The 24,761-nt window shown below is 43.7% G+C and carries 15 protein-coding genes and 1 tRNA gene; 10 read left to right on the forward strand and 6 right to left on the reverse strand.

The genetic code is table 11. The annotated features are described in order from the left end of the window. Positions 1 to 28: 28 nt before the first annotated feature. From F1644_RS15935 to F1644_RS15945, 3 genes are read right to left on the reverse strand one after another with little or no spacing between them, the layout of a single operon-like run. Positions 29 to 1,330: a (Fe-S)-binding protein gene (locus F1644_RS15935; RefSeq protein ID WP_168044492.1), complete on the reverse strand. Its 1,302-nt coding sequence runs from the start codon at positions 1,328 to 1,330 to the stop codon at positions 29 to 31. Beyond that, the gene (locus F1644_RS15940) at positions 1,320 to 1,982 is read right to left on the reverse strand and encodes a hypothetical protein (RefSeq protein ID WP_168044491.1); all 663 of its coding nucleotides are present in this window, start codon (positions 1,980 to 1,982) and stop codon (positions 1,320 to 1,322) included. The genes F1644_RS15935 and F1644_RS15940 overlap by 11 nt, the downstream gene beginning before the upstream one ends. An 11-nt stretch (positions 1,983 to 1,993) precedes the next feature. Next, the gene (locus F1644_RS15945; protein ID WP_087420736.1) at positions 1,994 to 2,311 is read right to left on the reverse strand and encodes a TusE/DsrC/DsvC family sulfur relay protein; all 318 of its coding nucleotides are present in this window, start codon (positions 2,309 to 2,311) and stop codon (positions 1,994 to 1,996) included. Positions 2,312 to 2,583: 272 nt separating this feature from the next. Between F1644_RS15945 and F1644_RS15950 the strand changes: the two genes are divergently transcribed. After that, positions 2,584 to 5,238: a sensor histidine kinase gene (locus tag F1644_RS15950; protein WP_168044490.1), complete on the forward strand. Its 2,655-nt coding sequence runs from the start codon at positions 2,584 to 2,586 to the stop codon at positions 5,236 to 5,238. A gap of 190 nt (positions 5,239 to 5,428) precedes the next feature. Here the strand turns inward: F1644_RS15950 and F1644_RS15955 are convergent, their stop codons facing one another. From F1644_RS15955 to F1644_RS15965, 3 genes are all read right to left on the reverse strand, one after another. After that, positions 5,429 to 6,469: a WD40/YVTN/BNR-like repeat-containing protein gene (locus F1644_RS15955; RefSeq protein WP_168044489.1), complete on the reverse strand. Its 1,041-nt coding sequence runs from the start codon at positions 6,467 to 6,469 to the stop codon at positions 5,429 to 5,431. Positions 6,470 to 6,472: 3 nt separating this feature from the next. Beyond that, complete coding sequence (locus tag F1644_RS15960) at positions 6,473 to 8,125, reverse strand: hypothetical protein (protein WP_317147133.1); 1,653 nt, start codon at positions 8,123 to 8,125, stop codon at positions 6,473 to 6,475. Between the two features lie 418 nt (positions 8,126 to 8,543). Beyond that, positions 8,544 to 8,617 (reverse strand) — tRNA-Asn (locus F1644_RS15965). Between the two features lie 227 nt (positions 8,618 to 8,844). Here F1644_RS15965 and F1644_RS15970 point away from each other — a divergent pair. From F1644_RS15970 to F1644_RS16010, 9 genes are all read left to right on the forward strand, one after another. After that, positions 8,845 to 9,414: an RNA polymerase sigma factor gene (locus F1644_RS15970; protein ID WP_087420738.1), complete on the forward strand. Its 570-nt coding sequence runs from the start codon at positions 8,845 to 8,847 to the stop codon at positions 9,412 to 9,414. 175 nt (positions 9,415 to 9,589) lie between these two features. Further along, a complete protein-coding gene (locus F1644_RS15975) occupies positions 9,590 to 10,750 on the forward strand; it encodes a FecR family protein (protein ID WP_168044487.1) in 1,161 nt (386 codons plus the stop codon). A 101-nt stretch (positions 10,751 to 10,851) separates the two neighbouring features. After that, positions 10,852 to 14,301 (forward strand): SusC/RagA family TonB-linked outer membrane protein, encoded by a 3,450-nt coding sequence (locus tag F1644_RS15980; protein ID WP_229782472.1) that lies wholly within the window; start codon positions 10,852 to 10,854, stop codon positions 14,299 to 14,301. Between the two features lie 11 nt (positions 14,302 to 14,312). Beyond that, entirely contained in the window at positions 14,313 to 15,806 is a 1,494-nt protein-coding gene (locus F1644_RS15985; RefSeq protein ID WP_118305497.1) for a RagB/SusD family nutrient uptake outer membrane protein, read from the forward strand. Between the two features lie 17 nt (positions 15,807 to 15,823). After that, positions 15,824 to 16,516 (forward strand): DUF4843 domain-containing protein, encoded by a 693-nt coding sequence (locus F1644_RS15990; RefSeq protein ID WP_118305498.1) that lies wholly within the window; start codon positions 15,824 to 15,826, stop codon positions 16,514 to 16,516. Between the two features lie 16 nt (positions 16,517 to 16,532). After that, positions 16,533 to 18,077 carry a PKD-like family lipoprotein gene (locus F1644_RS15995; protein WP_158572062.1) on the forward strand — a complete coding sequence of 515 codons (1,545 nt, stop codon included), beginning with the start codon at positions 16,533 to 16,535 and terminating at the stop codon, positions 18,075 to 18,077. A gap of 289 nt (positions 18,078 to 18,366) precedes the next feature. Next, positions 18,367 to 21,021 (forward strand): zinc-dependent metalloprotease, encoded by a 2,655-nt coding sequence (locus F1644_RS16000; RefSeq protein ID WP_168044486.1) that lies wholly within the window; start codon positions 18,367 to 18,369, stop codon positions 21,019 to 21,021. 27 nt (positions 21,022 to 21,048) lie between these two features. Beyond that, the gene (locus tag F1644_RS16005) at positions 21,049 to 23,649 is read left to right on the forward strand and encodes a zinc-dependent metalloprotease (protein ID WP_118305501.1); all 2,601 of its coding nucleotides are present in this window, start codon (positions 21,049 to 21,051) and stop codon (positions 23,647 to 23,649) included. 191 nt (positions 23,650 to 23,840) lie between these two features. Beyond that, on the forward strand, positions 23,841 to 24,761 hold the full coding sequence (locus F1644_RS16010) for an ABC transporter ATP-binding protein (protein WP_118305502.1): 921 nt from the start codon (positions 23,841 to 23,843) through the stop codon (positions 24,759 to 24,761).

The following is a 24,761-nucleotide window of genomic DNA, read 5'->3' on the forward strand; positions in this document are numbered from 1 at the left end:
TTTATGGACTTTATAAACTTTTTCATTATTAATTTTCAATTACCAGGGCATCAGCGACCAATTCCGCCACTGTCTTTATGGTGATACCCAGTTTGTACGTGTGATTAATTTGAGTTAGCTGGTCCACGCAATTGTGGCACGGGGTCACGACGATCTCGGCTTTCGTTGCGGTGATTTGGTCGGCTTTGATTTTGCCGATTTTGAGACGACGTTCGTTGTACTCGCTCATGGCAAGGGCTCCGCCACCGCCACCACAACAGAAGTTGTCCGTGCCGTAGGGTGTCATTTCCACCACGTTTGCGGCAGCTGCATTGACCACGAAACGGATTTCATTGAGAAGTCCCCCGTTTCGAACCAAGTTACATGGGTCATGTATGGTGACAATCTTGCTATTCAGCGTTTTGTCGAGTTTTATTCTTCCGCTTCGGATATATTCCCCGATGAGTTCAACTACCGTGAGAGTGTCAAAATCATACTGTGTTTTGAGATAATTGGGGCCTTCCCAGCGCATGGCTCTCGAACCGTGGCCACATTCCCCGAGTACGAGGCGTTTGCCGTGCAGGCGGTGAATCTCATCGTAAAGATTCCGGGCGATTTGAGTCGCCTCTTCATTATTACCGTTGAAATACCCGTAGTTGGTCACGTCGTAGTATTTAGACGAGAGGGTCCACTCTTCTCCCGCGGCATAGAATACTTTTGCCATGGCAGAGATGGAAAGCGGGAAAAATTTCGGCTCCCGGGGGTTCAAGGTGTAAAAAACGTTCTTGTCTGGTTGATCAAGAAAGATTCCGGCTTTCTCGTCTTCCAGTTCGTCCTGGAGTTCCTCTTCCATCCATTGGATCGTGTCAACAAACTCTTCCGTGGGAATACCCATGTTGTTTCCGGTGTTGACTGCCGCGTCGACAGTTGCTTGGAGGGTTTTAGGAACGAGGCCCATGACGGCAAGCATTTCACGTCCTTTTTTCACAAGGAAGGGAATGTCTACCCCGATCGAGCAATGTTTCACGCAGCGTCCGCACATGGTACAGGCTCCGAACAGGGAGTCGACCATCTCGTCGCATGTCTCTTGGTTTAACTCCCGGGCATGGAATAACGATGGGAACATGGCTCCCTGCCAGGTCTTGTAGCGTCGGTAAATGGAACTGACGAGGTCTACCTTTCGTGCCGGGATGTATTTCCCCTCTTTCATCGTGAGGTAGTACATGCAACTCGATGCACACAAACCACAACGTACACAAGCGTTTAGATGGGTTTCCAGCTTGCTGTCATTCGTGTTTGAAATGATGGCGAGGGCTTTGGCTTTTTGTTCGTTCGTGATATTATTTGTCATATTGAATCGCTTTTTTAGGAGGCCATGTTCCACGCCAGCCGTAGAAAAAGCCCAAATGATACCTGGCAAAGAAAAAGTAAAGCACGTGTTTGATTTTGCCCAAAGGCATCCACACGAAAAGAAGTGCCATTATAATATAATACGCTGCCCCGAATTGTAAGGTCAGCAGAGAATAAGTCGTCAGGAAGAGCATGATGGTGCAGAGAAGATTAGAAATGTAATCATCCGCGCACGATAAGTCTCTCAACTCTTTTTTGGCTAGTCGCTTAATGAATAAAGCCAACCCGCAAACGGCAGCAATAAAGATGATTGCAGCCAAGATCATGACGATGAGGTTTGTTGCGTTTTCAATAGGAATTTGAAAGTTGAAAATAACCGCAAGCGTGAAAAGAAGGTACACGGCTATTGCCAGGAAGTTTCCTATATGAAAAAATATACCTGCCGTGTAAGTGGGCAGGTGTAAGTATGCTGATTCTTTTTGCATAGGTGACATAGCTCCAATACAAGAGTAACAGACTGCTTGGGCGATATTCCCTGACTTTTGCGAAAGGTCCTTGGGAGAACCGTGTTTTAAAAGTCGTACAAAATATCCCCCCAGTAGTACTACACAAAAAAGAAGTGCAGCTAACGAGGTCCAAATATACCAAGACATGGTCGTGGGTATTAGACGCACCCGTCGGGTTTCGGTAACCCGGCCACCCGACACGCTCCTCGGGCTGGTCCTAATGGGAACAATTCATAAATGTCTTTCAATTTTAATCCGGTCTCTTTGCAGATGGTACGAACCATCGGGGCATTTCCCTTTTCTTCAAAATTATCACGAATGATTTTGATAATAGCCCAATGTTTGTCATTTAATTCTGTGATTCCATCTGCCTCGGCAAAGAGTTTTGCCACGTCTTCATTCCAGATTGAAGGATCGGTGAGGAAACCGTCTCCGTCCACTTCGAACGTCTTTCCTTGAATTTCTAGTGTTGCCATAATGTTTATTGGTTTTAGATTGATTTGCAATATAATAAATATTTGAAAAAACAACAATGATTTTTGTTGTGGATTGAAGAAATATATGCGATAGGGGGCTTTCCCGCGTGGGAGTAAGGGGTTGGAGGTATGATTCGGGAATTATATTTGAATATTGGATGTATTTTAGGTGTGAATATTGCAAAATAGTTGTATTTATGCGTGTTTTGTGATAAAAATATTATCTTTACATTTGAAAATATGCGTAGGGTCCCGGAAAAATATATTGGCGTATGAAAGTCTTTTTATTATTTATATTATTCTTTTTGAGCGGGGTGTTGGGATATGTTCAACATGCTGAAGGGGAGACTGGTACACCTCCCGAGATTAGGCAGGTTTTGTTTGTCAGCTCGTATCATTCGGAGCAAATCTGGGGACGCAAGGTGTTGAATGGGGTGAGAAAACAGCTTGACCGAGCGGGGTTTAATGTGGATTTGAGGGTGATTTATCTGGATTCCAAACGACTGACAAATACGGAGGTGAGGAATTCCTTGTTGGAAACACAGTTGCGGGAGGTTAAGGGAAAGTTAGATTTGATTATTGTTTCGGATGAAGAGGCCAATAACGCCCTTTTCTCCCTGGATATACCTTTGGTAAAGGAAACGCCTATCGTGTTTTGTGGAGTTATGCGATATTCGAAGAAACTTGGCTTTGATCAGGTGACGGGAGTTATTTGTGATATTGATTATGAAAAAGTGTTTCTGTTGGGGCGGAAATTATTCCCGGAGGCTCGAAAAGTTTACGTGTTTTCGGATCAATCGGGAGCGGGGCAGGCACATGAGGTTTTGGCTCGGCGGCAATTAGCCAAATATAAGGATCGTTTCCCGGTTATTTTTGCAGGCGACACGATCTCGGGCGTGAATAGTTTTTTAAAGGAGTTGCAAGAGGTTTATCCGCTTTCTTTTGTTATCTTGACCACTTGGCAACAAGGTAAACAGGGAGTGTATCTCGATCCGGATATTTATTATTCCATGTATGCTCATGAATGTCCGGTTCCGATTTTGACGGTGATGGATAACGGTTTGGGAAAGGGAATTTTTGGGGGAATCGTGACGTTTGCCGATCAGATGGGGGCAAAAGCCGGAAAAATCGGGGTGAGAATTTTGAATGGCGAGCAGGCGAAAGTCATACCGATAGATACGGTTCATCCTATTCCGGTTTTTGATGAAAATCAATTGAAACGTTGGCGGGTAGAACGTAAGAACCTTCCGGCTAAAAGTTTGATCGTTAATGAACGGGATGCTTTTTGGCGGACTTACGGAAATTATATTCTGATTGCGGGAATTGCCTTTATATTATTATTGTTACTTGTCCTGTTTCTGGTGTTATCTCACTTGAGATACCGGAAAATGTTGCATCGAAGTATCTTTTTAGAGAAAGCGGCACAGCAGATGGCCGAGATGTTGAAGAAAAAGACTGAAATATTGTCTAATACATTGTCTTCAATGAGTGAAGGTATTTTGGTGGTGGATAAGGAATTGCGGGTGATCGAGTTAAACCATGCCTCGGTGGTCGGTTTGGGATGTGAAGGAGATGTGATTGGTAAACCCTTGAAGGAGGTTTGCGAGATCAACCGGAATCGAGTCGGGGAAGGAATTGAAGATTTCGTGCAGAAGGTGATGAGGGAGAGAAAGCGTCGGGACTTGGCGTTGAACACGGTCTTAATCTCGTGCGGGGCTCCCGTGCAGCAAGTGACAGGGAGTGTTTCTCCCTTGTTGAATGAAAGCGGGGAGGTGAACGGTGCAGTCATTATGTTGCGTGATGTTACTCGAGAGTGGCAGCAACAAACCTTCTTACGTATTTCGATAAATGCCTTGCGAGCTTACTCTTGGTGTTATGACGTGGATAATAATCTCATGACGGTCGGGGAGGGTTTCCCGAAGGATGAGACTTTAAATCGGGATTTGAGTACGATTGAGAAATATATGTCTCATATTCATCCGGATGACCGGAGGGAGTTATCGGTCTGTCTGGAAGGGATTGCCAAGGATGAACTGAAAGAGTTTGTTGTTGTTTTTCGAGTGGATTACTTGTGCCCCGGGGAGTATCGCTGGTTGGAGAATCGTGGAATTGTTGAAACCGTGGAAATGAGTAATGGGCGGAAGGCGAAATACGTGTACGGGATGGGGATAGATATTAATCGTTACAAGATCGTGGAGGAAGAAATGGCGATAGCAATGCGCAAGGCAGAGGAATCCGATCGGTTGAAATCCGCTTTCGTGGCGAATATTTCGCACGAGATCCGGACCCCTTTAAATAGTATTGTTGGTTTTGCCAATTTGATGGTGGAGGAAGGGTTACCCGAGGAGGAGAGAAAATTGAGCAGTGATATGATCACGAGTAATAGCCGGGCGTTGTTGGGATTGCTGGATGACGTGCTTGATTTGTCCCGTTTGGAGGCCGGGATGGATAAGGTATTTCTTAGTGTTTGTGATTTACATTTTTGGGTCCATTCTATGTTGGATGTCGGGCATTTAAATATGGCACAAGGTGTTGAATTGGTGAATGAAGGCCCCCGGGAAAAATTGTTGGTTATGACGGATGAGGTGAAGTTGACAAAGGTATTTATGAATTTAATCGGGAATGCCAAGAAATTTACAGTACGAGGACATATTGCCGTTGGGGCCGAGATTACCTCTGATGGTACATGGGTTGAGTGTCGGGTAGAGGATACGGGGATAGGTATTTCTCCTGAAAATCTGGAACATATTTTCGATCGGTTTTATAAGGTGAATGAGTTTAAGCAAGGCACTGGGCTCGGGCTTTCCATTTGCGAGGCTATTATAGAACTTCTGGGAGGCCGGATCTGGGTGGAGTCAACTCTAGGCAAAGGAACGACGTTTTATTTTAGAATTCCTTACCGGAGGCCGGAAGAGGAGGATATATGATTAGCCCTGTGAGAATCGTGGTGGTAAGGTTGTGGTTTCGCTTTTATTTCGGCCTCATTGCCTGTCACTTTCGTATCAAAGACACTCGCTGAACGTCTTTGATACGTCTTTGATACGAGAATGATACGTCATTGATCCCTGTCTTCTACCTGAGTTCAACGGGTTTTATCAGTATCTTGTTCCTGTCCAACTAATCTTCGTAAGTTCCGATTCTTGAAACACTACCAAGGTACCATATTTTGAAATTTTTTTCATTCCCTATGGCTGAAACACAATCGCTGTATATTGAAATACCCGAGTCTTTTTCTGTCCATGTTTTGCCGCCATCTTCACTGAAGAGGATCATCTTTTCCGGAGTTAAGGAGCCTCCCCGATGAATCCGAAGGCAAGCATAGATTTTATCTCCTTGCTGTTTCAAATAATTCAAGTATTGTCGTCCGTAATTAAATGTTGTAAGATAAAGTAAGGAATCATTCATAATCCTGTAGAGTTCGAGTTTTTCATTGTTATTTAATGCCACGATGTCTTTGAACCCTTTTCGTCCCGTTCGTCCCGGTGGCATTGATATTAACTTGCCTTTCCCTGTTTCCAAATCCCTTTTCACGAGTAAACTTGGTGCGGAACGTTCAAAAATGTGAGTGAGGAAATAAGCTGTTAATCCATCGTAAAATACTTCATCAATATAATCGTAGTGATTTTCGTGAACAATCCATGTTTTTCCCCCATCTTTTGTCTCGTGGAGGGCGTAGTGGTCAATTCCACCCCAGAAAAACATCCGGTTGGAATCAATCACGTGAGGACGTGTTGCGATTCCTTTAATTTCCGTTTGTTTCTGCCATGTTTTGCCTTTATCTCGGGAAACGTGAAGTGCGGAAAGATCTCCCCTCTCCGAGTTCTTCCAAACCCATGCGTACACGTTCTTCCCGTTTTGCATCAAATAATGCACATTCCCTTCGTCTATTTTCATTTTTTTCCAATTCCGTCCGCCATCATGAGTGATCCAGCATAACGCCTCGTTGTATTCGGTTCCAATTTTACGATCTTCACCGTAATTTGGAGTGGTTGGTTTACTTGCTGATCCTCCTAAAATTCCATCTTTATACGTTGTGAACAACATGCATGATTTTAGTTCGCCGGTGGTTAATCCGTTGGCATCAAAGATTTCGTGCTTTCCCCCGTGATTGCAAGCAACAAGTAAACCTATTGTCAATATCAAAATACCTGTCTTCATCGTTTATTGTTCTGGTAGTTCAAAATTAGAAATTGTTGCTTTAAAGTATTTTATTTGTTCTCCATACAATATATTTAATATCTCATCAACCGTATGTCCAGTGTTCCTAGAGTTCATTGATTTTTTTTGTTTTCTAGGATCTTGAGAATTTTTCTCCAAGATATATTTTAATGTTTCGGCTTTTATATTTAGCCAGTTGATGGATAATTCATGAGCCTGTTGTATAGCAAAACTAGGATTTTTTTTGTAACATTCAATTTGATCTCTTGCAATTCTCTCAACTTGTATTAATCCCCGGCCTGAAAACAAATCATCAGGATAAACTGTTGTACTAATTCTAAATTTGTCCATTATACCCAATTGTAAAATACCAGCATCCTCATATGCGACAACATGCGAATCAAAAGCTACATCTAAAAAGTCCTCTTCACGAAGTTCGATGTAAGGATCTTTATTTAAAATATCTTCCATTAATTCCTGTAATTTACTTAATGTTTTGGATACCCATTCTTTACCTTCTGAGCTTAATAAATTATATGTCTTATCTTTGAATTCGTGCAAATAAAAATCCGCATAATTTTTGTAATAACTAGGCACGGGTTGATCGGGATATCTTCGCTTGAAATCATTTAACCTCATAAGATAATAATTATCTTTTCCAATTAAATGTGATAATTTCATTGGTTTATTTAGATCAGGTTTTGGGTTAGGTTCAGGGGCGGGATTAGGATTTGGTTTAGAATTAGAGTTGTTCCCGTCTATATAAGGAATTATTTCGCCAGAGTTGCCTCGTATGTTATATATTTTGGATGAATTAATAATAAGTACACTTCCGAATGATGTAAAGCCTGACGATGCCTTGGTGCAGAACATTGAACAGGCCATGTTTACAACTTCTTGTTCATATATATTATCTAATTTTAATATCACATTTCCCAAAGTTATCTTTACTCCTTTGGAATATGCTGTGTATTGAGCTGCTGTATTAAATATCTGTATAATTGTTTGTCGTGAAAGTGAGTGGCAGATGACCTCTTCTCCTTTCCCATCACCGTAATCAATTACATAATTATCACTCAAAATGGAATAATTAAAATCAATGGTTGTTGCAGACGTTGCTCGACTTGTGAGAGGCAAAGAATCTTCTGTATTCTCGTCTGAATCTTCAAGACGAATAATTGTTGAAAGTAATAATGAATCAACAGATGCAACAGGTATAGCCCATTCTTTGTTTAATATTTGGGGTAATCCTAATATCCCTATATTAGGGGTTTCATTGTCTTTAACATCATTAATAGGGTAGAGTACGATTCCAACTCTATTTTCAGACAATTGAAGAGGTAGAATGTAATACCATCCGATATTACCACCAAATGCCAATCGAGCTTTGTCTGGTAATGGTATTCCTCTTTTGGTTATATTCTTCCAGTTATTTTCCCAATTTTTCGTCTTCATGACTTGTTTCATAAATGTTTGTCCAATTGGTGTTAATTCATTAATTCCAATTATCACTTCGGAATCTTTGGTGCAAGATAACGTGAATAATTCAAATGTAACGTAAATCAATAAAATCCAAATTTTTTTCATAGCAATGTAATTTTTTTGATTGATAATTACGTTATTTGAAATTTCCTTTCTGCTCCATCTGATTTTCATCCTCTATTTAATATATTCCCAGATAACGCCTTGAACTATGTGTTCTCGCAATTTAATATTTTTTATTAGTATAAAGAAGAATGTGATATGAATATTACTTAGATTTCTGATTAAATAGAAATATTCTTAATAATGTCTCAAATGGATCAATATAGCTTATTTTAAGAATACGTGTTATTGTGACGTAACCTATAATGCTCCCTGTTTGGTGACCAGTTGATAGCAAATGAAGTGTAAATGATGGCAAATATGGTATTTTAATATCTTGTTTGTCTGAATGTGTTTATGATTTTGGATAAAGTAGCTAAGTTGTTTTAAAACAAGTGTTTATTTAATGGATGGTTTGAATTTTTGCATGAAAATCGAAACTTGCGAGCATGAAAAAAGCCAGTATTTCTACTGGCTTTCAGCTTCTTAGCTCCTCAGGTAGGACTTGAACCTACGACCTACGGATTAACAGTCCGCCGCTCTAACCAACTGAGCTACTAAGGAATTTTCTCAAAAGCGATGCAAATATAGGGGTTTTGTTGAATCCTGCAAAATAAAAAAGGGGAAAAAACAGGTTGATTAGCTAAAAAAAATATAGTAGTAGACGGGAGTTTTGAGAATCAATGAATTGTATTTCGTGGCGTAAAAGGAGAATAGCGTATTTTGTTTTTGGAGAGATGTGAAAAGTGTTGAGTTTTTTAATATATTTGTAAAACATAGAAACGGAAGTGATGGTAGATATAGAATCAAATATACTTCAAAATTTGAACAAGGGTAAAGAAAGTGCGCTGAAAGAGGTTTACCGTTTGTTTTTTCATGCGTTATGTGCGTTTGGAACCCGTTTCGTGAAAGATGATGCGGTGGTGGCTGATATAGTGCAGGAGGTATTTATAAAAGTGTGGGCTAGGAGGACGGATTTTCAGGCTATTTATTCATTGCGTTCGTTCATGTATCTTTCTGTTCGCAATGCTTGTTTAAATTATAACCGGGATCGTGTGAAGGAGAGGAAAATTTCTTTTAATGACGCGGAGTCGGAAAAGTTTGCGGAGGAGCGGGAGGACGTTTTTATGATAGAGGAGGACGTGCATCGCCAGATTCGTAACGAAGTGGAGCGTCTGCCGGAGGCGATGCGGAAAGTTTTTAATTTGACATTACTAGATATGTCTATTCCCGAAATTGCGGAGGCCTTGGATATTTCGGAAAATACGGTGCGTAATCAACGGGCACGGGCCAGGGAAATTTTACGGGCTAGGTTGAAGGACAAAATATTCTTTTTGTTCTTATTATGTGATATTTATTAATCACGATACTCTGAATTGTATTTTTATGGTGGGTTATGTAATTGGTTTCTTTGGCCTACCATAAGGATTTGTCGGTGTTGCAAAATAACAAAATGCTTTTTTTCTCGAAAAAAACTGCATCGGGACTAGTATGCTTTGACAATTTTCGTGTTATAACGATAAAAAGAAGTAGATTATGTCAGAAGAAAATTTAAAGATAGCGGATATTCTTTTTGCCTATATTAAAGGAACGATTTCCGAGTGCGAGCTGGAGGAGTTGACCAAATGGGTGGAGGCTGCGGAGGAGCATCGGGAATTGTTTCAGCAAATAGTGACTTCGGTATCTTATCAGGACAAGGAAGCCGTGTATCGCCGTTTTGACTCGTATTATGATTTTGACCGCTTGCGGGGAGCTATCCGGGGGAGAAAGCGGGGTATGTGGAAATATGTTGCTGCGGCTGCTGTTATTGCATTGCCTTTACTGGTCTCGCTTTTATTACAGATCAGACAAGAGGGAATTTTCCCGGAAGAGCGTATGCGGGAAATTTCTTTACTACCGGGTAAATCAATGGCAACGTTAACCTTGTCGGACGGGAGTTCCAAGCTATTGAGCCCGGAAAATTTTGACTTGATGGATGGTTCGAAACGGATTGTAAATGATCCCGGCGGGCTGAGTTATCAAGTTGAAGATACGAGTGAGTGCATGGAGACGGCATATAACGAAATAACGGTTCCCCGGGGCGGAGAGTATAAGGTGACGTTGGATGACGGAACACGGATATGGGTGAACTCGGAAAGTTACATCCGTTTCCCGGTTGTATTTCATGGTGATGAGCGTCGGATTTGGGTTTCCGGGGAGGTTTTCTTGGAGGTTACGAAAGATTCCGAACGTCCGTTTGTTGTAAACACGGAAAAGTTGGATATCAAAGTTTTGGGAACGCAATTTAATGTCCGGGCTTATCCGGATGAGAAATGTATTCAGACGACTCTTGTGGAGGGATGTGTACGGGTGGATAACTCATTGGGGGAAGTGGCCGTGTTGGCTCCTTCCGAACAATTGTTGTATAATGCCCAGAATGGAAAACATGAGGTACGGGAGGTTGATACCGAATTGTATGTATCTTGGAAAGATGGGGTCTACGTGTTTGTTTCTCAACGATTGGAGGATATTATGTTGCTAATATCGAAATGGTATGATGTTGATGTATTTTACCAGAATTCCACCGTAAAAGATATTATATTTTCAGGACGCTTAAAACGTTACGAGAATGCGGAAACTTTGTTAAAAGTGTTCGAACGCTTGGGGGGAGTGAGATTCTCCATTCAAGGTAAGACCGTTATTGTCGAAGACGAGTAAAAAGTGAATGGAAAGAAGGTGCAACTGCTTTCCATTCATGTACGAACCTCGACCGGGTGCAACCGGACGAGTATTGTTTAATCATATAATAGTACAAATGTATGAAAAAAATTCGAGGATGTTATCCCCGTTCGTCGGGGGTGCGAAAAATCTTATTGACTATGCGTTTTCTAGCTCTTTTTCTTTTTTGTACGGCTATGCATTTATCTGCATCAGTACATTCGCAGAATGTCGTGTTTAGTTTTAACTTGAAAAATGCCACGTTTGAGGATCTCATGAAGGAGATTCGTCAACACAGCGACTATTATTTTATCTATAAGGATAGCGAGGTGGCTCAGGTGACAAAACTAAATAAACGGTTTAAATCCGTGAGTATCGACGAAGTTCTTGAAGAATGTCTGAAAGGAACCGGTTTAACTTATTCTGTCGAAGACCAGTTGATTATTATTAAAAAGAATCAAATTGTGGCCGTGAGGGATACCACTGTGAAGAACGAGGTCCGGTTGATTAAAGGAAGGGTTGTGGATGAGATGGGAAAACCGTTACCGGGTGTGACTGTCGTGATAAAGGGGACTAGTACGGGAGTGGCAACGAGTGCGGATGGCCTTTTTGGGGTAGCTTTACCTGCGGATACCGCCACGCTGGTGTTTACCTTTGTGGGGATGGAGACACGGGAGGTTAAAATATTGCCATTGAAAGTAGGGGAAGTGCGTAAAGATTTGCGCATCGTGATGAAGGAGGATAAGATCGCTTTGGAGGACGTGGTGGTGACCGGCTACGCGAATATCAAGAAATCGAGTTTCACGGGAACGGCCACGCAAGTGAAGCGGGAGGATATTTTGAAAGTGGCGGGTCGGAACGTGATCGATGCCTTGCAGGTGTTTGACCCGTCTTTGCGAATCATGAAAAATAATTTGATGGGATCGGACCCGAATACCTTGCCGGAGTTCTACGTGCGGGGGCGTTCAGGTATTACTGGGGTGAAGGAGTTGGATGCATTAGAGGCTTCTGATGTATCTCAGTTTGCGATAACCAATAACCCGAATACTCCGATATTTATTCTGGACGGGTTTGAGGTGTCCGTGGAGAAAGTGTATGACTTTGACGTGAACAGGATCAAGGATATTACGATATTGAAGGATGCTGCCGCCACGGCCATGTATGGTTCTAGGGCTTCTAACGGGGTTGTCGTGATCGAGACAGTTGCACCCCGTCCCGGGCGCTTCGTGGTGAGTTATAATGGTAATTACGAGATCACGGCTCCGGATTTAAGTAGTTACAATATGATGAATGCTCGCCAGAATCTGAACACGGAATGGGCGGCCGGAATCTATGCAAGCGATCCTGAGAAAAGTAATTATGAGCGAGATAAGGCATACCAGTATGGCATTTACTTGGATAAGAAGAATGTGATTCTGGCGGGAGGAAATTATTACTGGTTGTCACAGCCGTTAACGACGATGTTTAACCATAAGCATAGTGTTTATATCGAAGGAGGGTCTGATGCGATCCGGTTTGGTATCGAGTTGCGCTATGATAACCAGAACGGTGTGATGAAGAGATCTTTACGAGATCGTATCGGTGCCGGCCTGACACTGGAATATCGTTACAAGGGTTTCCAGATGCAAAATAAGATTTCCTATGACATCATGACTTCGAAGGCTTCGCCTTATGGTTCTTTCGGGGACTATACGAATAAGCATCCGTATGAATCGTGGAAAGACAAAAACGGAAAGTTAATCAAGAAATTGCCACAACGTAATTATGGTGAAAGTTTTATCAATCCTTTGTACGAGGCGACATTGGGAAATTTCAACAAAAGTAATTACAAGGAGTGGACAGATAATCTAGCATTGAACTGGTACGTGAATGATTATTTACTGGTGAAGGGGCAGTTCGCGATCAGTTATAAATTGGATAAGACCAAGGTGTTTACGGATCCGGAATCGGCCAAGTATGGAGATGGAGTGACAGCATTCTTGCGGGGAGAGTTGACAGAAGCTTCAACAACAACGACCCGATGGAACACGAATGTGTTTGCCGCTTATAATCGATTGTTCGGGCTGCACAATCTGAATTTCTCTTTAGGATTCAACGCAACGTATTCTAATATCTCGTATTCCTATTCTCATTATCGAGGTTTTCCGGATGCTCATCGGCATTCTCCAGCGTATGCTTACGAAATCGTGACGAAACCAACGTTTACCGACAATAAGACCCGATTGTTTGGAGTGTTCTTAATGTTGAATTATAGCTATAATGATATTTACCTGGCCGATTTCTCGTTCCGTTACGATGGGTCTTCCGAGTTCGGAACGGAAAATAAATGGGCTCCTTTCTGGTCTGTCGGTGCTGGTATAAATGTGCATAATTACGATTTCTTGAAAGGGAACGAGTGGATCAACCAATTCCGGATAAAGGGAAATGTGGGACAGACCGGTAAATCGAATTTCCAGCCTTATATGGCACGAAATACTTACGAGGTGTTATTGGACGACTGGTACCAGACGGGTATCGGGGCAAATCTGATTTACATGGGGAATGATGATTTGACTTGGGAAAAGCAATTGTCGTGGAATATCGGTACGGATATAATCACGTGGAATAACCGGGTGACTTTGGGTTTTGATTATTATTATAAAAAGACCATTGATTTGGTGACAGAAGTCTCTTTGCCGACATCTTCCGGTTTCACGAAGTACACGGATAATATGGGTGAGATCCTGAATGAAGGGGTTGAACTTGATTTGAACGTGCGAGCTTATAGTGATAAGGATTGGGATGTTATCGTGTTCGGTAACTTGGCTCATAATAAGAATAAGATACTGAAGATTTCGGAGTCGTTGAAACAGTATAACGAACGGATTGACGAGTATTTCCAGAATTATTACTCGATATACGGTACGCCTTCAGAGGATTCGAAGTATGCCAAGCCGTTTATGAAATATGAAGAAGGGAGTTCCTTGACAGCGATTTATGGGATGAAATCGATGGGAATTAACCCCGCTAACGGTCAAGAGGTTTACGTGAAACGAGATGGGACCCTGACATACACGTGGGAATCGAATGAACAGCAAAAGATAGGGGATACCGAGCCGAAGATTCAAGGGGCTTTCGGGTTGAATGTCCGCTATCGGAACTTTACATTTTACACGACCTTCCTCTATGAATATGGTGGTGACGAGTATAACACGACTTTGGTGAATAACGTGGAGAATGCCAATTTGATCAAGTATAACGCTGATAAGCGAGTGAGTTCGGATCGTTGGCAGAATGTCGGGGATGTTGTTCCTCTGAAAGACATAAAAGACCGTTTGTACGTGACCCGTGCAACTTCTCGTTTTGTGCAAAAGAACAATAATGTGGTCTTTAATTCTCTTTCTGTGGGCTATGACGTTGCCCCTGTATGGTTGCGGAAAATACACCTGAGTTCGTTGAGGTTACAGTTCAATATGAAGGATATTGCCACGATGTCAACGATCAAGCGGGAAATGGGGTTGAACTATCCGTTTGCCAGGACATTTACGTTTACTTTGAATGCTAGTTTCTAATACTGAAGATTATGAGAAAGTTATATTTAATATTATTGTTGCCGGTCTTTTGGCTGACATCGTGTAACAGTTTTCTAGATGTTTCGGCAGATAATGAATTGTTACAAAAAGAGATTTTTGGAGACTATAAAGGGGTGAGAATGGCGGTGAACGGGGTGTATCGAACTCTCTCATCGACGAGTTTGTACGGACAGAATCTGACGTGGGGATTTGCCAGTGCTATTGGGCATAATTATCAATCTAGTAGTCAGTACTATTTGCCTTACGGGTTGTATGAAGCGGCCTCTTTCGATTGGGAAAATGCCTCTGCTCAAAGTTTAACAGAAAGTATTTGGTCAAAGGGATATAACGTGATCGCCAGTTGTAATGATATTATCCAGCAGGTGATTGCAAAAGACACCAGCTTTTTCGGCCAGGGGAAAATGGAGAAAGATATGATCTTGGGGGAGATGTACGGAGTGCGTGCATTGGTACATTTTGATCTGTTCCGTTTGTTCTGTCCGGCTCCGGTGACAAAGCATACTGGACAGGCAATTCCTTACGTGACGAAATATCCGGATTTACAACCGGGTTATCAAAATTCTCCGGCTTTTATGGATTCTGTGATCATGGATATGACTCGGGCCCAGAGTTTATTGGCAGTTGTGGATACCGTGTTTAATCGGCGACAAAATACGAGTATATATTCTAGAGTACGTAGTCTGGATCGTGGTCTGGTTGATTCTCCGGATGACTTTTTCCTGTACCGGGCAACCCGGATGAATTACTTTGCGGCAAATGCTTTACTTGCCCGGATGTATATGTATAAAGGGGATGAGGAGAAGGCTTACGAGAATGCCCGTCTTGCCTATGGTTTCCATTTGCGATGGTTCCGTTGGACGGGTAATTCTAATCAGGGAAGTGTTTCTAATATAAACTTTCTATACCCTAAACGTTATAATGAACTTTTCCTTTGTTTTTCGAATAACGATGTGGTTGATAACGTGGAAAACATATTAAAAGGTTATTCAAGTGCCTTACGGATGAAAAATATGGATGTCCTTTTTGCCGGGGATATGGATGATTATCGTTACACGGGTTTCTACAACAAGACAACCCTTGCGTATGGAGCGCAACGATATGCCACGTGGTTGAGGCTTTCGGGGGCTACTTTTAAAGAAGTATTGGATCAGTTGCCTTTGTTACCCGTGATTCGGGCTTCGGAGATGTACCACATACAGATTGAATATTTACTGAATAAGGGGCGTAAAGGAGAGGCTATCGAATTGTTTAATTCTTTGAGAACAAGTCGTGGAGCCAAGACTAGATTGACTTCTGATATGTCACCTGACGATCTACGATTGAAATTGATGTATGATATTATCCGGGAAACGTTGACTGAGGGGCAGACATTTTTCATGCTCAAGCGTCTGAACCAGGATATTTTTAACGGTAGTGATAATATTAAGATGACCCCGGAAAAGTGGGTGATTCCTATTCCTTATAGTGAATCGGCATATCAATAATTAAAAATCGAATAGTTATGAGAAAGATATATTTGTTGTTAGGATTTATACTTGTTCTGGGGGCCTGTTCGAAGGATGATATAAAAACATACAGAGGTGATAATTATCTTCAGTTCGTGAAGGTGGTAACGGATTCATCCGTCTGTTCGTTCTTGGCTTACCCGAATGATAATGAATTGGAATTTCCCGTGGAAGTGGAGGTGATCGGTTTGCCTTCTGATAGAGAACAGGAATATAAAATCAGCGTGGATCAGGCAAAGTCAACTGCCACGACTGCTAATTACAGGTTGCCGGACAAATTCACGATGAAGCCCGGTAAAGTTCGAGACACGTGTAAAATTACGTTTGTTAAAACAGCGGAAATATCAACTGTCGCGTTACGGTTGACTTTAAAACTGGAATCTACCACTGATTTCTTGCTGGGACAAACCGAATGTCGCTCGGCAATTATCTACGTCTCTAACGTGGTGGCCAAGCCGAATTGGTGGACTGATAACGTGACGCGGAATTATCTGGGTGCGTATTCGGATAAGAAATACCGGTTGTTTATTCAAGAGACGGGTAAAGCGGATATAGATAGTGATAACATAGAAGAACTTCGTTATAACACGATTATATTCAAACATTACCTGCAAAAGAAGAAAGATGCGAACGAGATGGTTCGTGAAGACGACGGAACGGAAATGACCGTGGCATTAGTAGTCGGATAATTAAAATTGAATGTTTATGAAAAGATTTATATTGTTCTCCCTGTTCGTGAGCTTTTGGTTTAGCGCATGTTACGAGGATAAAGGTAAATACAGCCTGATTGATTATAATGATGTTACACTGGATGTCGTGACTTCTTTGACGAAAAAGACGATTATTCTGGGAGATACGGTGCGTATTGTTCCGAAGATGGCGTGGAAATATCCCGATCGGGACACGTTGGCATACGATTATCGTTGGGAGATGGGATTGGGTAATGTCGTTTCGACGGATCGGAATTTCGAGTATATTCCCGCGAGTTGCGGGCAGTTTGATGTGAATTTTTATATGACGGATCGGAGTACCGGGATCGAGTTCCATGATAGTCACACGGCGATAGAGGTGAGATCACCGTATAAGGTCGGATGGCTTATTTTGGCGGAAAAGGACAACCGGACAAGTTTGAGCTACATCCGGCGGGATAGCTGGCAGGATGAGGATAAAAAGACACATTACGAGTGGGTGGCTTATCCGGATGTGTATGCGATGTTGTACCCCGATAATCCGTTAGGTACAGGGCCGTTGAAGTTGGAAAACGTGATGACGGGAGGTGAAGCGGATGAAGTGATGGTCGTGCAGCGTACCGGAGGTTCCTATTACTTGAGCGGGATGGATTTCACGAAGGTGATGGCTCTTCACGAGGAATTCCCCGGAAGTGCATACCCTACCGGCCTTGACCCCGTGGAGGTACGTAATGGCGGATGGCAAGATTTCGTGTTAAGTGCTAATGGTGAAGTTTACTGGAGGAGGAATACGGGTTCCGAGATTCAGCACGTGACAGCTTTTATCGATATTCCGCTTTATTTTTCAGGAACGACGGATGGAGGACGAATCACTCAATTCTTTGATTTGGACACGAAGGATTGTGGTGCCGTGCTGATGTATGATGAAGGCAATAATCGTGTGGTAGGTCGATTGACCAGCTTTAATAGTAATTCGGATAGTGGACCTGTCGAGTTTGTTTATACTCCGGATGATCCGGGTGTGGTAAAACTGACGGATCTGACCGGGTATAAGATTATGCACGTGGGTGATTATGGTGACGGAAGTGGGCTTAATATTATCCTGAAAGAGGAGAGTTCTGGAAACTATTACTATCAAAATATGGAGATTGACAATTGGGATGGGTTCAATATTTTTGATTGTACTCAGGAGCTTTTTGCCGGTAGCAGTGTTATCTCTGATAATACGGTATATTTCCGGATTCGCCCTAGTTCTTATCTTTTCATGGGTGAAGGCAGTAAGTTGTACTTCTATGATGTGAACACGAAAAGCGTAAAGCTATTCACGGATTATACAAGCGGTAATATCGTGGAAATATTGCAGGATGCAAATGCCGGAGAGATCGGTGTGGCACTGGACGATGGAAATTTCTATATCTATAAATTGAGCACGGAAGTGTTGGCGGATGCGAATCCGGGTGAGAAAGGGCTGTTATTCCATGTTTCCGGTTTGGGACGGATTGTAGATATTGAATGGAAATGGGGCGGCTCTTATAATTGGGCGTTCAAGCGTTACGAGTAAAAGTTTTCTTAGGCTTGAGTGTTATGTTTTCTTGAAAAGAGGCTGGCTGAAAAGTCCTTTTTTAAACTCCCTCCCCCCTTCGGGGTACTCCCTCTATAAACAGAGGGAGAGCTAAGTTACTCACCATCTTTGGGAAGAGTTACAGCTCCTCCTCTGTTTATAGAGGAGGTGGCCGAAGGCCGGAGGAGTTTTTAAACAACAAGTAGGATTTTGAGGATGTCCTCTTGGGAAAACCATGTCAAAAGTGAAGGGTGTGTAGCTATTATATGTAAATTAAAATGAGAAGATTATGAGAAAATTATCAGTGAGTTTTTTCTTCATCGTGCTGTTCCTATTTACCTGTGGCGTGCAGGACGGGTTCGCTCGGAAAAAGAAAAAAGGCGTGAAAGAGGTGGAAAAAGAGACACCTTATCAGAAATTATTCAAAGGCAAGACCTGCGAAACGGTAAAAGGATTACTGACTATTCATAAGATGGATGGGAAAGTATATTTTGAGATTCCCCGGAATCTGTTGGAGAAAGATATGTTATTAGGATCAACGATTTCCGAAACGACCAATAATTTGTTCGGGAGCGTGGGAGAGAAACCGACCGATCCCTTGTGCGTGCAGTTTACACAGACGGATTCGATCATTAGTCTGCGGCAAGTGAATCATGGTTACACGACGGAGTTGGCAAACGTGGCACAACGGATTCGGGAGAGTATGAAACCTGCCGTGATGTACAATAGCGGAATATTGGCCTATAACCCGGATAGCACGGCGGTAGTTGTTGAGATGACTGAATTCTTCCTACGGGATGACGAGCAGTTGACTCCTTTCTCTGCATACGCTCCGGCAACTTGGGGCGGGAGATGGATCGTGAAAGAGTTTAAAAAGGATAATTCCCAGTTGGGTCGGATAAAAGCGTTTGAGGATAACGTGAGTGTACAGACGTCTTTGAGTTACGAGGTCAATCTGCGGGACGGGAGGTATTATTACATCTATAAACTTCCGTTCACCTCTTTGATGACACGCAGTTTTATTCTCTTGCCGGAGGAACCGATGCGTCCCCGGATGGCGGACCCTCGTATCGGGATATTTTATCAGGGAGTGTCGGATTTTCGGAATGGGGATTCCGGATTGAAGAATATATATTATGCTCAACGCTGGCGGTTGGAGCCGTCGGATGAAACGGCTTTCCGGATGGGGCGGCTTGTGGAACCAAAGAAACCGATTGTTTTTTACGTGGATAATGCTTTTCCGGAAAGCTGGAAAAAGTATATCAAGGCCGGGGTAGAGGAGTGGAAGGATGCGTTCGAGAAGATCGGTTTTAAGAATGCAATCGTGGCAAGAGATTTCCCGGTGGATGATCCGGAATTTGACCCGGATAACATGAAGTATTCTTGTGTACGCTATTCTCCTTCACAGGTGGCGAATGCCATGGGCCCTTCATGGACGGACCCGAGGACCGGGGAGATTCTGAATGCTTCTGTTTATTTGTATCACAATTTGATCCAGTTGGTGCATGATTGGCGTTTCCTGCAGACTTCTCCGGCAGACCCGGATGCTCGTAAGGTAATTCTGGATGAGGAGGTATTGGGGGATTGTATCCGTTACGTGGTATCCCATGAAGTGGGGCATTGTTTGGCGTTAATGCATAATATGTCCGGGTCCGCGGCGATCCCGACAGACTCGTTGCGTTCGCCTTCGTTTACTCAAAAATACGGGACGACGTATTCGATCATGGATTATGCCCGGAATAATTATGTCGCTCAACCGGGGGACAAGGAACGAGGAGTGAAACTGACCCCGCCTAAATTGGGTTTGTACGATTATTTCACGATTCAATGGCTATATACCCCTCTGTTAGATGCCAAGAGTTCGAAAGAGGAAGTTCCGACATTAAGCCGTTGGATTACGGAGAAGTCGGGAGATCCGGTTTATCGTTACGGGAAACAACAGATTTCGTCAAGACTGGACCCCAGTTCGGTAGAGGAAGATTTGGGTGACGACGCGGTTAAATCGGCTACTTACGGGGTGAAGAATTTAAAGTACGTGTTGGCGAATATGGGCGACTGGGTGGCACGGGATGATCCGGACTACACGTTCCAGCAGAATATGTACAATGAAATCGTGTTCCAGTACGTGCGTTACGTGAATCACGTGTTGCTGAATATCGGGGGAATATATTTGAACGAGCGGTATGATGGGGATGAATTGCCGAGTTACGCGGTGGTTCCGAAAGAGAGACAGAAACAGGCCGTCGATTTCTTGTTGGGACAAATGAAAGACTTGGCATGGTTGAACGCTCCCGATATGCAGCAGAAATTGCCCCTGATGAGTAATATCTCGACCGAGTTGGAAGAGAAAATATTCGGGGCGTTATTATCCCGGAGATGGGCGGTAGCTTTGAGTGCGGTGAAGGATGATAACAAGGATACCTATTCCACGAGAGAGTTTTTGACACACGTGCAGGACTTCGTTTTTGCTCCTACCCGTCAGGGAAAGACGCTGACCACGCAAGATAAAAAGATGCAGATGGAGATTTTAAGGCAGATGTTACTCTTCACGGACTTGGGGAAAAAGGGGATGTCCGGGGATCCGTTGTCGCTGGCTGACGGGTGCAAGATGATCGAGGTGCCGGAGCAAGTGAAGTTGATGAGCCGGGAGCGGTATGGCGAGTTGCCGTTGGAAGTGCTGGGAGGTTTTTCGAACGTGGAGGCGGTACAGCCTTGCGCTGAGGCCCCCGTGACAAAGTTGCCGTTGAATATGTCGGAAAGACAAGGTTTCGGCTATTGGGTGAACGTGAATTCCAATATGGTGGTCGAACCGTTGGATCATCTGTATTTCGATATGTTGAAACGGATTCAGGTGTTACTAAAGAGCAAGGCAAATACGGGATCAGAGGATACCCGCCAGCACTATCGGTTGTTGTTGTACAAGATAGAACAAGCATTGAAATAGGTTTGATTTTCTAATACGCGAAAGGATATGAGAAATATATTATATATCTGTTTTCTTTCTTTTTTCCTGTTCGGTTGGGGGGTACAAGGACAAGCGAAGAAAAAGAATAAGGAGAAGAAGGAGACATTGACGGCTTACCAGAAATTATTCAAGGGCAAGCAGGTGAAAACGGCTCGTGGACTGATGACGGTTCATAAGATCGGGGATAAAGTGCTGGTCGAGTTCCCGATAAGGTTGTTGGGCAAAGATATGATGCTGACCTCCTCTATCGAGAATATCAGTGACAATGGGGAAGGGGTGGTCGGACAGTTTGCCGGATATGGCTTACCGTTCTGTTTTACCCGTTTGGATTCGACCTTGCAGGCCCGGATATTCCTGATCGATAAACCTCTGAATAATAGTTTGGAGACAAATTGGAATGAGTCCATCGAGCGATCGAATGCCGGGGGAGTGTATGGCACGTTTAAAATAAAGGCTTATACCCCGGATAGCTCGGCAGTTGTGGTGGATATGACTCCTTTATTCATGGAGTATTCCCCGTACACGACCCCGTTTACGGCTATCGGGGGAAATTCTTTCTTTGGACTGATTTCCCGGGAGCATGAGTATAAAAAGGAGTGTTCAATGTTGAAAGACGTTGACGCTTTCGATAATAATATCATGGTGACGTGTGAGCTGGGATTTATCGAGAACCAGTATCTGTTCGGGGCTTTTAAGGTGATTCCCGGGGACGTGAAAGTTTCCGTGACGACGAATAAGATGTTGATGTTGTTGCCGGAAGAACCCATGCGTCCCCGCTTGGCCGATCCCCGGCTGGGAGTCTCTTTCATGGAGGTTTCGCAGGTCGAGAATGACCGGAAGGGGTTGAAATCCACGTTTTACACGAAACGTTGGCGGGTGGAACCGGTAGATGAGGCCGCTCATCGCCGGGGAGAAATGGTCGAGGTGAAGAAACCGATCGTGTTTTACATGGACACGCTGATGCCCAAGGAGTGGCAGCCTTATATTAAAGAGGGGATCGAGGCGTGGAATGAGGCTTTCGAGAAGATAGGTTTTAAGGATGTGGTACGGGTGATGGATTTCCCGAAAGATGATCCGGATTTTAATGCCAACAATATAAAGTATTCCACGATCAGGTATGCCCCGTTGTGGCTTGATATACAGAATTCGATGCACGTGGACCCTCGTACGGGGGAGATCCTGAACGCCTCTCTTTATATTTATGACGGGTTGGTGTCCGGGTTGAAGACGAACCGGATGTTGACGACTATGGCAACTGATCCGAGTGTTCGGACAACTCGTTTCTCTGAAGAAATGATCGGGGAGCTGATCCGTGTGGAGGTTATGCGGGAGGCGGGAATTAATCTGGGTCTGGTCTATAACGCGGGAGCATCTGCCGTGTACCCGGTTGATTCGTTACGTTCCCCGTCTTTCACCCGGGAGCATGGTTTGAGCCCTTCCGTGATGGATTATGTGCCGTGTAACTATATTGCCCAACCGGGGGACGTGGAAAAGGGCGTGAGGATGGTTCCCGGGGGATTGGGAGAATACGATTATTACGTGATCAGGTGGTTGTATGAACCGATTCAGACGGCCTCTATGCCGAAAGATGAGTTTGCAACCTTGGATCGTTGGATTCGGGAGGGACGGACAAATCCGAAGTATCGTTTCGGGAAAGTGCCTTATTATTACTATGATCCCCGTTGTTTTACCGGAGACTTGGGAGATGATCATTTGAAGGCTTTGGCGTATGCCGTGAATAATTTGAAGATAGCGGTTCGGAATTTCTATGACTGGTATGCCGAGGGGGATGAAGACCTGAGCTTGAGAAGTCAGTTGTATAACTCGTTACGCGGTCAGTTGCAAAAGCGGATCAACGATGTGTCGGTGAATCTAGGTGGTTTTTATCAGATGGAGGCTTTCTCCACGGAGGAGGAGCCGAGTTACGTGGTTGTACCCGGGGCGATACAGAAAGCGGCCGTGAAATGTATGATCGATATGGCGAAAGACCTTGCTTGGTTGGAAAACAAGGCGATTGAGAAGAAGTTGGAGATTCGAAACTCCAATGTGGACCAAATTCGGAGTTTTATCCTGGGGACTTTAACGTTCCGGTTGAAGTACGTGGCTCTTGGGGCTGAGAAGGGCGGGGATTATTCGTTAGCCGAGTATGTCGAGGATATTTACAGGAACGTGTGGGACGGGACGTTGAAGAATCGTCCTTTGGAGAAGTACGAGATGGATTTGCAGAAGGAGTTCTTGGGTAGCGTGGTGGCATCCTCCACGATCGCAACAACGGCGGGTAATTTTACTCCGAGAAGGGGGATTGCTATGGCTGGTCATGAAGGGGCGATTGTACCGGAGACGATTGATCGCAAGCAGTTAGATTTGATACGAGAACAACTTGCTGTTTTGCCGGAGAAAGGGATGAGTCCGGAAGAACGGAGTGGGTTTTATCCCACGATGCAGGTGGTGATGCCGGGTGATTATATCCCGGTGAATTACTATTTCGATCTGTTGTTCAAAATTCAAGATTTGTTGAAAGGAGCGGTGACGAAGAGTTCCGGGGAAACAAAATTGCATTACGAGTATTTGCTGTATAAGATTAATAAGATGTTAGCTAACAAGTAAAAGAAGAGGGGGCTGAAAAAGTCTGTTCGGGAACGACTACCTCCCCTAGCCCCTCCTTACACAGGAGGGGAAACCGCTTGGTAATCAACTCTCCCCCTGTGTAAGGGGGAGTTGGAGGGGGTAGTTTTACTAGATGAGACTTTCGGGCAACCCCGTGGTTTGTGTGTATTGTATGAATTTAAAATAAATGTATGGAAGAATCTATTGTAAAAGTGGAGCATTTATCTCATCGTTACAGTATTCAATGGGCGATTCGGGATATTAATATTGAAATTACGCGAAATGGCATTTACGGGTTACTAGGCTCCAACGGGGCAGGAAAGTCAACCACGATGAACATTATTTGTGGCGTGTTGAAACAGACGGAGGGGGAGGTGTATATTAAGGGAATTAATTTACGGGAGAATCCGGTAGAGGCCAAAAAGCATTTGGGCTTTTTACCGCAGAAACCGCCCCTGCATATGGATTTGACGGTGGAGGAGTATTTGGTGCATTGTGCCAATATGCGGCTAATTCCCGCTCATGAGGTTCAAGGGGCCGTGAAAGACGTGATGGGGCGTTGTGGAATTTCCCATTTCAGTCGGCGATTGATCAGGAACTTGTCGGGAGGGTACCAACAACGATTGGGTATAGCACAGGCCATCATTCATAATCCGGATTTCGTGGTGTTGGATGAACCGACAAACGGGCTCGACCCGAACCAGATCGTGGAGATCCGGGAACTGATCCGGGAGATCGCGGTGGACCGAACCGTGATTCTATCTACACATATTCTTTCTGAGGTACAGGCAACTTGTGATTATATCCGGATGATCGAGGAGGGGCAGGTGGTCTTTGCCGGTACGGTGGATGAGTTTGATAATTATATTGTTCCCAATACGTTATTTGTGTCGTTAATAGCCGCACCACCGGTAGAGATGATCCGGAAAATTCCGGGTGTGGTTGCCGTGGAAGAACTGGGCGGATCGAAGTTCCGGATTCAGTTTTCGGATGCGCTGGAAGCAACGGAACGTTTGGTCGAGGCCAGCGTGACAAAAGGGTGGCGATTAGTCGAAATCCGTCAGGAAAAGAGCTCCTTGGATGAGATTTTTGCTGAATTATCAAAGAAATAA

Origin of the sequence: Butyricimonas paravirosa, assembly GCF_032878955.1 — a bacterium.
Classification (GTDB): domain Bacteria; phylum Bacteroidota; class Bacteroidia; order Bacteroidales; family Marinifilaceae; genus Butyricimonas; species Butyricimonas paravirosa.